Consider the following 13,243-nt stretch of genomic DNA (forward strand, 5'->3'; position numbering starts at 1 on the left):
GCATCGTCGCGCGCCACTATCGACATTGACACGCAGGAGATTTGCATGACTGACGCCGTAATCGTATCGACCGCCCGCACGGGCCTCGCCAAGTCGTGGCGCGGCGGTTTCAACATGACCCACGGCGCGACGCTCGGCGGCCATGTGACCCAGGCCGTGGTCGAGCGCGCAAAGCTCGACCCGGCGCGCGTCGAGGATGTGATCATGGGTTGCGCGAATCCCGAAGGCGCCACGGGCATGAACATCGCGCGGCAGATCGCGCTGCGCGCCGGTTTGCCGGTTAGCGTGCCGGGCATGACGGTGAACCGTTTCTGTTCGTCGGGATTGCAAACTATTGCGCTCGCCGCTCAGCGGGTGATTGCCGGCGAAGGCGACGTGTTCGTCGCGGGCGGCGTCGAGTCCATTTCGTGCGTGCAGAACGAGATGAACCGCCACATGATGGCCGAAGGCTGGTTGAGCCAGAACAAGCCGGAAATCTACTGGTCGATGTTGCAGACCGCCGAGAACGTCGCAAAGCGCTATGCGATTTCGAAGGAACGTCAGGACGAATATGGCGTGCGCTCGCAGCAGCGCGCCGCGGCCGCGCTGGAAGCCGGCCGCTTCAAGGACGAGATCGTGCCGTTGACCGTGCTGGCCGGCGTCGCCGACAAGGCGACCGGGCGCCTGTTCACGAAGGAGGTGACCGTGAGCGGCGACGAGGGCATTCGCGCGGACACCACGCTCGAAGGCGTCTCGAAGATCCGCACGGCGCTGCCGGGCGGCGTCATTACCGCGGGCAACGCGAGCCAGTTTTCGGACGGCGCGTCGGCCTGTGTGGTGATGAATGCAAAGCTCGCCGAGCGCGAAGGTCTGCAGCCGCTCGGCATTTTCCGCGGCTTTGCGGTAGCGGGCTGCGAGCCGGACGAGATGGGCATTGGCCCGGTGTTCGCGGTGCCGAAGCTGCTCAAACAGGCCGGCCTGAAAGTCGACGACATCGACTTGTGGGAACTGAACGAAGCGTTCGCGGTGCAGGTGCTGTATTGCGCGGACAAGCTCGGCATCGACCAGGAACGGTTGAACGTGAACGGCGGCGCAATCGCGGTCGGTCATCCGTACGGCGTGTCGGGCGCGCGGCTCGCCGGGCACGCGCTGATCGAAGGCAAGCGGCGCGGCGCGAAGCTGGTGGTGGTGACCATGTGCATCGGCGGCGGGCAGGGCGCGGCGGGGCTCTTCGAAGTGGCGTGATTACGGCAGCGCAGTACCGGACATCGGCGAACTGAGCGGCAAACTGAGCATGCCCTGATCGACGAAACGCGTGGTGCCAAACGGGCCGCCCGCCAGCTTGCCGCGCAAAACGTAGGGCACCTGCCCCGATTGCGCGGCGCCGGCGAATGCGAAGGCCTGGCGTACCGCGGCGAACGCGGGCACCGTCAGCGGCACGTGCAGCACCGTTTCGCCGAAGCGCGGCACTGTGCCGCCCTGATCGCTGACGCCGCTCGCAAACGACTTGCCGTTTAGATCCAGGTCAAGCGATACGCCGTTGAAACTGACCGCCGATTCATTCGGATTCTGCACGCGCAGCTTGATGTCGAAGCGCATTTCGAGCCCTTGGCCTTCGAGCGGTTCGATACCCGCCACGCTCACGCGCAACGGGTCGCCGCCGAGCAGTCCCGCGCATCCGCCGAGTCCGAAGGTGAGCGTAGCGACAAGCGTGCATAACGCAGTGACGCGGCACAGGCTCGCGCTGAACAGCGGACGCAGGAAGAACATGACCGGCACCTCGAAGAGCGGATAAGGTCATGCATTGTAGCGGGCGGGATGAGGCCTGAGGCCCGGGCCGCCGGTAGTGGGCGCACCGCCGCTTTCATGCGGCGCGCCGCAACGTCGTCTTCAGAAACGCGGCGAGTTGCCGCGCGACATGCGCAGGCCGCGCACGGCTACTCGCTTCTGGGCGCGACGCTTGCAGCGCGAAAGCCGCCGCCCGTATCTGCAAGGCGCTGATCGACACGACGCCGCGTTGCGGCACTGTGAAGCACTGGCCTTCGCGCAGTACGAGCGAAGTCGGGGCAAGCGCCTCGCCGAGCCATGCGAGAGAATGATCGCGAAACGCGAGTTGCAGATCACCTTCAATCGCAATCACACAGCTTCGTGCGCGCAGGTCGTGAAGGGCAATCTGACCGGCGGCGAGGCGGCATACTGGTGTGTTGGCTGGTGTGTTGGCGCAAGCTGACATGAACATCTCCCGGTTACCGTTTGCATGCCGTCCAGCTTATTGCTCCCGCAATGACGAAAACAGCCGCAGGCAACCAGCATCTGAACCGGTACAGAATCGCAGTTTGGTGCGCTGTATCGGTCGAAATGCAGCGCATGTGTATCTGTTGCGGCGCGCGGGGACTGCGCACCATGGGTTCATGAGCCGATCATCGGCAATCTGGACTTAACAACGTATGCGACCGCACAGCCAGGCCCACACCGGCGCAGAGCTTGGGCCGCCGAACGACGCGGCAGCCGGCGAGCCGCTCTATCGTCAACTGGCGGCGCAGTACCGTCGCGCGATTCATCATGGCGTGCTGCGCTCCGGCGAGCGCATGCCGTCGATACGCACCTTGATGCAGCGTCACGGCGTGAGCCTCGCGACGGCAACCGAGAGTTACCGTGTGCTCGAACGCGAGGCGCTGATCGAGGCGCAGCCGCGCGCCGGCTATTTCGTGCGCGCTTCGCGAAAGGCTGCGTTGCCCGCCGCGTCCGAACCCGACCTCGCGACGCTGCCCGGCGCCGCGCAATTCGTCGGCATTCATTCGGCCATCTCGACCATCGTCGCGCAATTTCAGCGCTATCCGGACGCGTTCAACCTGGGCGGCGCGACCGCCTCGCCCGATCTCTATCCGACGGATGCGCTGCAGAAAGCGGCGCTGCGCGCCTTGCGCCGGCGGCCCACGCTGCTTACCGCGGCCGGGCCCGATCAGGGCGATCCGGCGCTGCGCGCGATCATCGCGCGACGTGCGCTCGACGCCGGCATCCAGATCGGCGCGGACGACATCATCATGACGCACGGCGGCATCGAGGCGGTCAATCTCGCGTTGCGGGCGGTCACGCAACCGGGCGACGCGGTTGCCGTCGAATCGCCGTGCTTCTTCGGCTTGTTGCAGGCGCTGGAGAGCCTCGGGCTGCGCGCGCTGGAAATTCCGGCGAGCCCGAGCACCGGCCTTGCAGTCGAGGCGCTCGAGTTCGCCTTGAACACGCATTCCGACATCAAGGCCGTGGTGGTCGTGCCGAATCTGCAGAACCCGCTCGGCAGCGTGATGCCCGATGCACACAAGGCAAGGCTCGTCGAGCTGTGCGCGCGGGCGCGCATTGCGCTGATCGAGGACGACCCCTATCGGGAACTGGTGGACACCGCGCAGCCGCTGCGTTCGCTGAAGGCGTGGGACACCGACGGCACCGTGATCCATTGCACGTCGTTCAACAAGACGCTCGCGCCCGGCATGAGGGTCGGCTGGATCAACGGCGGGCGCTGGCATCCGCGTATCGGCATGCTGAAATTCGCGCAGTCGCGTCACAACGAGCAGTTGTCGCAAGTCGTGCTCGCGGAGTTTCTGGAGACGAACGCGTACGAGCGGCATTTGCGGCGCTTGCGCGATCGCTTGCGGTTGCAGCGCGAGCGGATGTCGGCGGCGCTTGGCGCGTCTTTTCCCGAGGGCACGCGCTTTACGCCGCCCGCCGGCGGCATGTTTTTCTGGATCGAGCTGCCGCGCGCGGTGTCGTCGGCAGCTTTTTTCCATGCCGCGCTGGAAGAGGGCATTCGCGTGATGCCGGGCACGGTGTTTTCGAATGCGGGCCGCTTCGATCACTTCATTCGTCTGAGCTGCCCGAGCACGGACCTCGATCTCGCCGACGAAGCGTTGCGCAAGCTCGGTGGCCTCGCGACAACGATGGCGGCGCGCGTCGACGCAGGCAGCGTGAATGGCAGTTGAGGCGCTGGTAGCGCGGTGAGTCGAGTGCGGACGAGTGCTGGCATGAGTCCTGGCATAAGCGCTCACGGGAGCGCGGCGAGGCACTCGTTTGCACAAGCGTGAGCATTGGCAATCGCGCCGACATTGGCACAGCCGTCGGCAAAAGCGGTGTCCGCACGTCTGCGCATGCGGCATGCCCCGCCATGTCATGCCACACCTTGCTCGCCACCGCCAAACGCCATAGCAGGTATCATTTCCTCTCTTTACCCGCTATGCGTCGCGCGCGCCCGAAGTTCGCCGCATGACCGGTGTATTCGCGTGTCGTCGCACTCGCAAGTCAGGACAGGAAAACCGAAAGCCGCAATGACAGATTCATTTTCATCCACTGCGGGCGCTGCGTCGCTGCCCGAGAGTCCCTTCGTTGACCGGCTCGGCGTGCAACTCATGTCGGCCGAGGATGGTGCCAGCGAAGTGATGCTGCCACTGTTGCCCGAGCACATGAATACGTGGGACGTCGCGCATGGCGGCGTGACCATGACGCTTGCCGACGTCGCGCTCGCGATGGCCGCGCGCAGTCTCGCGGGCGACGGCGTGGGTGTCGTCACCGTCGAAATGAAGGTCAACTTCATGCAGCCGGGCCGCGGCGAGTTGCGCGCGACTGCTCGCGTGCTGCACCGCTCGACCACCATGGCGTACTGCGAAGGCGAGATCCGCGACAGCGAGGGACACTTCGTCGCCAAGGCGCTCGGCACGTTCAAGTACATGCGCCGGCTTGCGGTGGGCCGCGATGTGACGCGCCAGCGCTTGCGCAGCGACCCCTCGGCGAAACCCGGTCCTAGCGACGGTTGAGGCAATTGCAGCGCGTGCGCCGCGAGCGGCGTTGGTGCATGCGTTTGTTGATGTAGCCGCCGCGCGCACGCGCCACCGCGACATCGGCACACCCGGCACACCGGCACGCTCAGCACAACCACTACGATCAGCAGATCCGGCCAATCCGCCACCCAAGGAGACGATCGACATGCCACAGATCAACCGCCAGTTCGTGCTGGCTTCGCGTCCGCAAGGCGCGGTCACGCCCGATAACTTTCGCCTCGTCGAGACCCCGCTCGCGCCGCTTGCCGAGGGCGAGGTGCGGGTGCGCAATCACTACCTGTCGCTCGACCCGTACATGCGCGGCCGCATGAACGACAGCAAGTCGTACGCGGCGCCGCAGCCGCTCGGTGAAGTGATGATCGGCGGCACGGTCGGCGAAGTGATCGAGTCGAACAACCCGAAGTTCGCCGTGGGCGACAAGGTGGTGGCAATGTTCGGCTGGCAGGAATACGGCACGTCGAACGGCGCAGGCGTGCAGAAAGTCGACGACACGCACGTGCCGCTGTCGGCCTATCTAGGACCCGTCGGCATGCCGGGCGTCACCGCATGGTACGGGCTGAACCGCATTGTGGCGCCGAAGGCGGGCGAAACGGTGGTAGTCAGCGCGGCGAGCGGCGCGGTGGGCAGCGTGGTCGGTCAACTGGCGAAGCTCGCTGGCGCACGGGCGGTGGGCATCGCGGGCGGCGAAGAGAAGTGCCGCTATGTCGTGGAGACGCTGGGTTTCGACGCCTGCGTCGACTACAAGGCCGGCAACCTGTATCAGGACCTGAAGGCGGCGACGCCCAACGGCATCGACGGTTGCTTCGAGAACGTCGGCGGCGAGGGGCTCGACGCCACGCTCGCGCGCATGAATGCGTTCGGCCGCATTGCGCTGTGCGGCTTTATCGCGGGCTACGACGGCCAGCCGCTGCCGCTCAGACAGCCGTCGCTGATACTTACACAGCGGCTGCTCGTGCAAGGCTTCATCGTGAGCGAGCATATGGACGTGTGGCCCGAAGCGCTCAAGCAGCTCGGCACGCTCGTCGCGCAGAACAGGCTGCAGTATCGCGAGACCATCGCGCAAGGGCTCGACGCCGCGCCCGAGGCGTTTATCGGTTTGCTGAAGGGCAGGAATTTCGGCAAGCAGCTCGTCAAGCTGATCTGAACGGGGCGGCTCGTCGAGCCGGCGCCGAAGCGTTGCTTGATGCGCTGGTCGAGGTGATGAGCGTGCTGCTTTGCGAGCCGCTCAACAAGCGACTCTACAAGCAACTCAACAAGTCGCTCAACAAGTCGCTCAATCAATTGCAGCAAGTCGCGCAACGAATCGTTTAGCAAGGCGCTTCACAAGCCGCCCCTCGAATCGCACACAAAGAAGCATCGCATCAAGGAGTCGACGGATGTTCGAATTTGCCGGCAGGGTCGCGGTCATTACCGGCGCGGCGAGCGGCCTCGGTCGTGCGTTCGCGCAACAGGCCGCGGCGCGTCACATGAAGCTCGTGCTCGCGGACGTGAACCCCGAGGCGCTCACGCAGACGGTCGATGCGTTGCGCGCGGCAGGCGCCGACGCGATCGGCGTGCCGACCGACGTCGCGAATCCGTTGCAGGTGGATGCCTTGGCGCAGGCCACGCTCGACGCATTCGGCAAGGTCCATCTGCTTTTCAACAATGCGGGCGTGGGCTCGGGCGGCTTCCTGTGGGAAAGTTCGGCCAACGACTGGTCGTGGGTGTTCGGCGTGAACGTGATGGGCGTCGCGCACGGTGTGCGGGCGTTCACGCCGATCATGCTCGCGCAGAATGAGCCTGCGCACATCGTCAACACGGCTTCCGTGGCAGGGCTGCTGTCGCCGCCGGCAATGGGCGTCTATAACGCTTCGAAACACGCGGTGGTGTCGCTCACCGAAACGCTTTTTCACGACCTGCAACTCGCGCAGGCCGGCCGCGACGCCAGTGTTCGCGTCGGCTGTTCGCTGCTGTGTCCGGCTTTCGTGCCGACCGGTATTGCGGATGCCGAGCGCACACGGCCCGCCGGGCTGCGCAACGCGAGCCGCGCGACGCGCTCGCAGATCGCCGCGGGCAAGCAGTTGCAGCGCGCGGTGCAGGCAGGCAAGCTGAGCGCCGCCGATGTCGCCGGCCTCGCCTTCGAGGCAATCGCGCAGCGACGGTTCTACATCATCACGCACCCGGCCATCATGGCGACGGTCAAGCTGCGTCACGCGGACATCGAGCAATTGCGCGACCCGACCGATCCCATGTCGCTGAAGCCGGAAGTAAAGAGCGCGGGCGCGGACTGAAGTCAGCTACCGGGCGGTGTCGCACGCGCAGTCTCGCACCCGCAGTCTCCACCTATTGTCAACCTTGGGCGCCTGTGCGCCGTCATACCCCATTTCACGTCACATGCCGTTGAATCCGAAGATCGAACAGGTACTCGACATGATCGCGCGCGCGAGGCGCCCGAAGCTCCACGAAATGACGCCGCAGGCGGCGCGCGCATCGTATGAAAAAAGCGCGCCGATTCTGGAGATTCCAGCTGCGCCGATGTTCTCCGTGGAAGACTTGCGCATTCCCACACGCGACGGCGCTGCCATCGGCGCACGTCTTTACCATGCGAGCGAGCCAAGCTGGGCCGAGCCTGCCGCGGCGTTCGTCTACTATCACGGCGGCGGCTTCACCGTCGGCAGCGTCAACACGCACGACGCACTGTGCCGCATGTTCGCGCGCGACGGCCAATGCACGGTGCTGTCGGTGGATTACCGGCTCGCGCCCGAACACAAATTCCCGACCGCCGTAGACGACGCTTTCGACGCGCTCACCTGGCTGCACGCGCACGCGGCGGAATTCGGCATCGACGCGGGGCGGCTCGCGGTGGGCGGCGACAGCGCAGGCGGCACGCTCGCGACGGTCTGCGCGGTGCTCGCGCGCGACGCCGGCATCCCGCTCGCGCTGCAATTGCTGATCTATCCGGGCACCACCGGCTATCAGCAGACCGATTCGCACTCGCGTCTTGCCAATGGCTTTCTGCTGTCAGGCGATACGATTCAATGGTTCTTCAACCAGTACGTGCGCGACCCGGGCGATCGCGACGACTGGCGTTTCGCGCCGCTCGACGGCACGCGCGGCGCGCCCGGCTTCGGCGGTCTCGCGCCGGCCTGGATAGCCACCGCCGAATACGACCCGCTCAGCGACGAAGGCGACGCCTACGCAGAGAAACTACGCAACGCGGGCAACGCGGGCAACGCGGTGACGCTCACGCGCTATCCGGGCATGATTCACGAATTCTTCAAGATGGGCGGCTACGTGCCCGACGTCGCGCAAGCGCATGCGGATGCCGCAGCGGCGCTGCGCGCGGCATTGCGTGCGGACTGACTAGGCGATCTGCCGCTCGACGTTGAATGCGAAGCTGCGTTCGAAATCGCCGGGGCGCACGACGCGGTGCGAGCCGTTGTCGTCGCTACGCTCCGCCACCGCCACGCTGACCATCTCGCCGTTGGCGACGACCCGCAGCGCCGTCGTGCCGCGCGTTCCATACTCGGGCGTTTCGATGAACGCCGCCGAGAGCGCCCGCTCGCGTTCGAGCGGAATGCCGGTGGACGGCAACTCGGCGTCGGACGCCACGCGCGGATCGCGCATCAGGTCGATCAGACGCTCGAGCGGCGGCATCGGATCGCGGGCGAGCAGTTCGCGCAGCTCGGTGCGCTTTCTGACGAGCTTGGGCCACGCGGTGTCGAGAATCGCGTTCGAGATTCCGTGCGTGCCGGGCGCGAGCAGCGCCGGCGCGAGGTTCGAGCGGTTGCAGTACCAGGCGAGTTCGCGGCGCTTCCAGTCGCCCACCAGCAGGTTGAAACCGTTGTAAATGTCGCCGGTTCGTGCGACGCGGTGCAGATAGGCAAGGGGAGATTCGTGCTCCACGCTGGCATTGTTTTCTTCGCCGGCACCGTCGTCGCCCGGGGCATCGCGTGGGTCCTTGGCATTGGCGCCGGTTTCGCCCCGGCCCGACGCAAGGCGGACGCCGGCGCGCCCGGAAGCCAGCCAGTCGCTGACGAGCGTGCCGCGGGTCGGTGCATCGACGCGCATGTCATGCGGGGCGCGGTAGTTGGTGAGCGCGGCAAAGCGGCCGTCGCGCGACATGCCGAGCCACGTCCCGCCGCCGACCAGGTCGCGGCCGGCCAGCACGCCGCTCGCATCGTCCCACCAGCCGATTGGCTGAGCCGTGCGTCGAAAAAACTCGTCGCGATTCGCGGCGAGCGTGAAGAGCGGACCGTCGAGCGCATCGGGTCGCCAGTCGAACACGATCAGGCACATCGGGGACCTCTCCCGGTTGTTGCGTCAAAACGCAAGGGCGAGCAGGAAAGCAGGCGGGAACGCCGGCCACAGCGGCCGCTGCGTTGATCGCGGTTGGCCGCTGCGTCGAAAGCGGTAATGCTCCGCTCAAACTTCGGTGGGCAGTCCGTAGGGCAGCGCGAGAAAGCGCAGCGCCGGGCCGTCGGCAGCGCCGAGATGCACCGAGCCGCTTTCCAGCGCGGCCAGTTTGATCTCCACCAGAACATCCACGCCGCCGTCGCGCGCCGATGCCGCGTTCACCACCATGCCGCACGGCTGGCCCGGGTCGTCGGAGTGGAAGAGTTCGACGCCTGCCTTCACGGTGCCCAGCTCGCCCGCCACGTTGGCAAGCGAGGTGCGCCGCTTGATCGTGCCGCGATACTGGCTGCGCGCCACCACTTCCTGGCCCGGATAGCAGCCCTTCTTGAAATTGACTGCGCCGAGCACGTCGAAATTGACCATTTGCGGCACGAACTGCTCGACCACCGGCTGTGTGATGCGCGGCTCGCCCGCGCGGATGTCGAGCCAGTCCCACACCGCCGGCGAGACCTGCTGCAACTTTTCGCGAAGCGCGGGCAGCTGCGATTCGATCTGCGCCTTAGGCCCAATCCACAGGTAGCGCAGGCGCTCGAACGCGTCGGGCACGCGGATCAGCGAGCCGGCCGCGCCGTCCACCTTCACGTGAACGCCGTCCGGCAGCGCGTCGAAGACGCCCGAGAGCGCCTTGCGCACGTCGCCCGCGAGACCGATCACGGCGAGCTCGCCGCTGGCATCGGCGAGTTTCGCCTTGGCGCGCAGGATGAACATGGAAAGGCGTTTTTGCACCGCCGCCTGCAGGTCTTTCGAGACCAGCAGGCGAATCGTGTCGCCGCTGCGCCAGCTGAGGAAGGAGGCGAGCAGGCGGCCCTTGGCCGAGCAGTAGCCCGCGAGGCGCGCGTTGGCCGCGTCGAGATGCTGCGTGTCGTTCGTCAGTTGACCGTGCAGGAAGGTCGCTGCGTCGTCGCCGGTTGCGTCGATCACGCCGAACTGCGTGAGCACCGCGAAGGCGCCGTGTTCGAGGACGGCGTCGAACTCATCGGCCGCCGGGCGCGGCAATAGCGGCAGCGCGGTTGCGGCTGCGCTCGACGTCACGCCGGCCGATGTAGCCGGGGTGGCGCCCGAAGAGCTGCCCACGGGATTCGCCGGGGAACCGGCCGAAGGATTGCCTGAAGCGGTAGCGAGCGGTGTGGTCATGGATTCCGGGAACAGTCAATTCTGACTTTAGCTAAGGCAAACAAGTATTATATGCAGTCCAACCCAGCCACGTTTTCATGTCCCTCTTCAAGAAATGTTTGATCGCCGGCTCGATTGTCCTCGTGCTGGCCGCAGCTGCGATTGCTGGCGGATACCACTGGGCCAATAGCCCGCTCGAGCTGAACCCCGCGCAACTGGACGTCACCGTCAAACCGCACAGCAGCCTGCGCAGCGTCGCGCTGCAGCTCAATCGCGGCGGCGTGCCGGTCGAGCCGGAGCTATTCATCGTCATGACGCGGCTGCTCGGGCTGCAGAGCGAACTGAAGTCGGGCAACTACGAGTTCAAGACCGGCGTGACGCCCTACGAAGTGCTGCAAAAAATCGCTCGCGGCGACGTCAACGAGTATGTCGCGACGATCATCGAAGGGTGGACGTTCAAGCGCATGCGCGCGGAACTCGACGCGAACCCCGCGCTCAGGCACGACAGCGTGGCCATGAACGACGCGCAGCTGATGAGCGCGATCGGCGCGCCGGAGGCGTCGCTCGGCAACGGCGAGGGGCTGTTTTTCCCCGACACCTATCTGTTCGACAAGAATACGAGCGATCTGGACGTGTACCGCCGCGCGTATCGCCTGATGCGGGTGCGTCTGGACGAAGCATGGCTCGCGCGGGCGCCGAGTCTGCCGTACCGGACCCCGTACGAGGCGTTGATCATGGCCTCGATCATCGAGAAGGAAACCGGCAAGAAGTCTGACCGCCCGATGGTCGCGGCAGTGTTCGCGAACCGTCTGCGGGTGGGCATGCCGCTGCAAACCGACCCGACGGTCATTTACGGAATGGGCGAGAGCTACACCGGGCGCATCCGCAAGAAGGACCTGCAAACGGACACTCCCTACAATACCTACACCCGTATGGGCCTGCCGCCCACGCCGATTTCGCTGCCCGGCGTCGCCTCGCTGCAGGCGGCGATGAACCCGGCGCAGACGAGCGCGCTGTATTTCGTCTCGCGCGGCGACGGCAGCAGCATCTTTTCCGACACACTCGGCGATCACAACAAGGCCGTGGACAAATACATTCGAGGACAATAAATGGCGCGCGGCAAATTCATCACGTTCGAAGGCATAGACGGCGCCGGCAAGACGACGCATCTCGCCTGGTTTCGCGAGCGGCTCGAGCAGAAGGTGGCCGCCACCGGCCGCTCGGTTGTCATGACGCGCGAGCCCGGCGGCACGCCGCTTGGCGAGCAGATTCGCGAAATCGTGCTGCATCAGAAAATGGATCTGGAAACCGAGGCGCTGCTGATGTTCGCGCTGCGCCGCCAGCATCTGGCAGAAGTGATCGAGCCGGCGCTCGCGCGCGGCGACTGGGTATTGTCCGACCGCTTCACCGACGCCACCTTCGCCTACCAGGGCGGCGGTCGCGGCCTGCCGCGCGACAAGCTGGAAACGCTGGAGCGCTGGGTGCAGGGTGGTTTCCAGCCGGATCTGACGGTGCTGTTCGACCTCGCGCCCGAGATTGCCAATGAGCGGCGCAGCGCGGCGCGCGATCCGGACCGTTTCGAGCGTGAATCGGCGGCTTTTTTTGAGCGCACGCGCGCCGAATACCTGCGCCGCGCCGAGGAGGCGCCTTATCGGTTCGCTATCATTGACTCCTCGCAGAGCATTGTCCGAATTCAGAAACAACTTGAAGATCTGTTAGCAAGTATTTGAATTTAAAGTGTTATGTGTAGCGCTAACAAAGCGCTGACTGCATCGCGCAGTTCCTCAGATATCGCTTTCAACCGATTGATTTCAAAGACAAACGATGATTTATCCGTGGCAAGCCGATGACTGGAACCGCCTGCAGCAGCTGCGCGCCCACTGGCCGCACGCGTTGTTGCTGCATGGCCAGGCCGGTATCGGCAAGCTGCGCTTTGCGCAGCACCTCGCGCAGGGTCTGCTGTGCGAAGCGCAGCGCGCGAACGGCGAGCCGTGCGGCGCGTGCGTCGCGTGCAACTGGTTCGCACAGGGCAATCACCCCGATTACCGGATCGTCGTGCCCGAGGCGCTCGCCGCTGAGGCCGGCATCGGCAACGGCGCGGACGACAAAGCCGAAAAAGCCGACAAGTCCGATGCAGACGAAGGCAAGAAAACCCGCACGCCGAGCAAGGAAATCAAGATCGAGCAGATTCGCGGCTTGCTGGACTTCGTTGGCGTCGGGTCGCACCGGGGCGGCGCCCGCGTGGTCGTGCTGTACCCTGCCGAAGCGCTGAACGTCGCGGCAGCCAATGCGCTCCTGAAGACGCTTGAGGAGCCGCCTGCGGGTGTCGTGTTCCTGATGGTGTCGGCGCGCATCGACCGGCTGTTGCCCACTATCATCAGCCGTTGCCGCCAATGGCCGATGAGCCTGCCGGCATCCGGAGCCGCGAGCCAGTGGCTCGCCGCGCAAGGCGTGGAGCAGGCGCAGGCGCTGCTGGCCGAAGCAGGGGGCGCGCCGCTGACCGCGCTCGCGCTCGCCAGCGACGAAAACCGCACGTTGCGCGACTGGACGCTCAAGCAACTCGCCGCAGGCCCCGAATGCGACGCCTTTGCGTGCGGCGAGGCGCTGCAGAAGCTGCCGGTGCCGCTGGTACTCGGCTGGCTACAGCGCTGGACGTACGACCTGCTCGCCCAGCGCACGGCGGGCGCCCCGCGTTATTTTCCGCAGGCGTCGGCGGCGCTCGCGCGCTGCGCGGCGCAGGCCGACGCGAGCGCATTCGCGCGCTTCATGCGAACCGTTACACGGCAGCGCGCGGTCGAGAATCACCCGCTGAACGCGCGGCTCGTGTTCGAGGAGCTGTTTCTTGGCTACCGCGAGCTCTTTGCATGACGGCGCCGCCCGCGGCATCCAGCGGACTTCCAATCGAACCGTTCTCCGTACGCCGGTCCTCC

The 13,243-nt window shown here is 65.9% G+C and carries 14 protein-coding genes; 10 read left to right on the forward strand and 4 right to left on the reverse strand.

Translation table 11 applies throughout. The features are described 5' to 3' along the window. Positions 1 to 45: 45 nt before the first annotated feature. Positions 46 to 1,224, forward strand: coding sequence for an acetyl-CoA C-acyltransferase (locus F757_RS0109755; protein WP_027211230.1), 1,179 nt, complete (start codon positions 46 to 48; stop codon positions 1,222 to 1,224). Here F757_RS0109755 and F757_RS0109760 read toward each other — a convergent pair whose 3' ends face one another. Both F757_RS0109760 and F757_RS0109765 read right to left on the reverse strand, forming a co-directional pair. Further along, a complete protein-coding gene (locus F757_RS0109760; RefSeq protein WP_027211231.1) occupies positions 1,225 to 1,749 on the reverse strand; it encodes an LEA type 2 family protein in 525 nt (174 codons plus the stop codon). 94 nt (positions 1,750 to 1,843) lie between these two features. After that, positions 1,844 to 2,212, reverse strand: coding sequence for a hypothetical protein (locus tag F757_RS0109765; protein WP_027211232.1), 369 nt, complete (start codon positions 2,210 to 2,212; stop codon positions 1,844 to 1,846). Between the two features lie 214 nt (positions 2,213 to 2,426). On the opposite strand from F757_RS0109765, the gene F757_RS0109770 reads away from it, so the two are divergent. The 6 genes from F757_RS0109770 (at position 2,427) to F757_RS0109795 (ending at position 8,147) form a co-directional block, all read left to right on the forward strand. Continuing rightward, complete coding sequence (locus F757_RS0109770; protein WP_027211233.1) at positions 2,427 to 3,953, forward strand: aminotransferase-like domain-containing protein; 1,527 nt, start codon at positions 2,427 to 2,429, stop codon at positions 3,951 to 3,953. 342 nt (positions 3,954 to 4,295) lie between these two features. Continuing rightward, positions 4,296 to 4,781 (forward strand): PaaI family thioesterase, encoded by a 486-nt coding sequence (locus F757_RS0109775; RefSeq protein ID WP_027211234.1) that lies wholly within the window; start codon positions 4,296 to 4,298, stop codon positions 4,779 to 4,781. Positions 4,782 to 4,950: 169 nt separating this feature from the next. Further along, positions 4,951 to 5,949 carry an NADP-dependent oxidoreductase gene (locus F757_RS0109780; protein ID WP_027211235.1) on the forward strand — a complete coding sequence of 333 codons (999 nt, stop codon included), beginning with the start codon at positions 4,951 to 4,953 and terminating at the stop codon, positions 5,947 to 5,949. Positions 5,950 to 5,981: 32 nt separating this feature from the next. Continuing rightward, the gene (locus tag F757_RS36795; RefSeq protein WP_269659095.1) at positions 5,982 to 6,116 is read left to right on the forward strand and encodes a hypothetical protein; all 135 of its coding nucleotides are present in this window, start codon (positions 5,982 to 5,984) and stop codon (positions 6,114 to 6,116) included. Positions 6,117 to 6,181: 65 nt separating this feature from the next. After that, positions 6,182 to 7,075, forward strand: coding sequence for an SDR family oxidoreductase (locus F757_RS0109790; protein WP_027211236.1), 894 nt, complete (start codon positions 6,182 to 6,184; stop codon positions 7,073 to 7,075). A 103-nt stretch (positions 7,076 to 7,178) separates the two neighbouring features. Beyond that, complete coding sequence (locus tag F757_RS0109795; protein ID WP_027211237.1) at positions 7,179 to 8,147, forward strand: alpha/beta hydrolase; 969 nt, start codon at positions 7,179 to 7,181, stop codon at positions 8,145 to 8,147. On the opposite strand, the gene F757_RS0109800 is transcribed toward F757_RS0109795, so the two are convergent. Together F757_RS0109800 and ygfZ are read right to left on the reverse strand one after the other, a co-directional pair. Beyond that, positions 8,148 to 9,083 carry an NRDE family protein gene (locus F757_RS0109800; protein WP_027211238.1) on the reverse strand — a complete coding sequence of 312 codons (936 nt, stop codon included), beginning with the start codon at positions 9,081 to 9,083 and terminating at the stop codon, positions 8,148 to 8,150. Positions 9,084 to 9,209: 126 nt separating this feature from the next. Next, the gene (gene ygfZ, locus F757_RS0109805) at positions 9,210 to 10,334 is read right to left on the reverse strand and encodes a CAF17-like 4Fe-4S cluster assembly/insertion protein YgfZ (protein WP_027211239.1); all 1,125 of its coding nucleotides are present in this window, start codon (positions 10,332 to 10,334) and stop codon (positions 9,210 to 9,212) included. 77 nt (positions 10,335 to 10,411) lie between these two features. On the opposite strand from ygfZ, the gene mltG reads away from it, so the two are divergent. From mltG to F757_RS0109820, 3 genes are all read left to right on the forward strand, one after another. Next, positions 10,412 to 11,422 (forward strand): endolytic transglycosylase MltG, encoded by a 1,011-nt coding sequence (gene mltG / locus F757_RS0109810; RefSeq protein WP_027211240.1) that lies wholly within the window; start codon positions 10,412 to 10,414, stop codon positions 11,420 to 11,422. Next, positions 11,423 to 12,043 carry a dTMP kinase gene (gene tmk / locus F757_RS0109815; protein ID WP_027211241.1) on the forward strand — a complete coding sequence of 207 codons (621 nt, stop codon included), beginning with the start codon at positions 11,423 to 11,425 and terminating at the stop codon, positions 12,041 to 12,043. A 94-nt stretch (positions 12,044 to 12,137) separates the two neighbouring features. After that, positions 12,138 to 13,181: a DNA polymerase III subunit delta' gene (locus F757_RS0109820; protein ID WP_027211242.1), complete on the forward strand. Its 1,044-nt coding sequence runs from the start codon at positions 12,138 to 12,140 to the stop codon at positions 13,179 to 13,181. Positions 13,182 to 13,243: the final 62 nt, after the last annotated feature.

This window comes from Burkholderia sp. WSM2232 (genome assembly GCF_000472545.1).
Classification (GTDB): domain Bacteria; phylum Pseudomonadota; class Gammaproteobacteria; order Burkholderiales; family Burkholderiaceae; genus Paraburkholderia.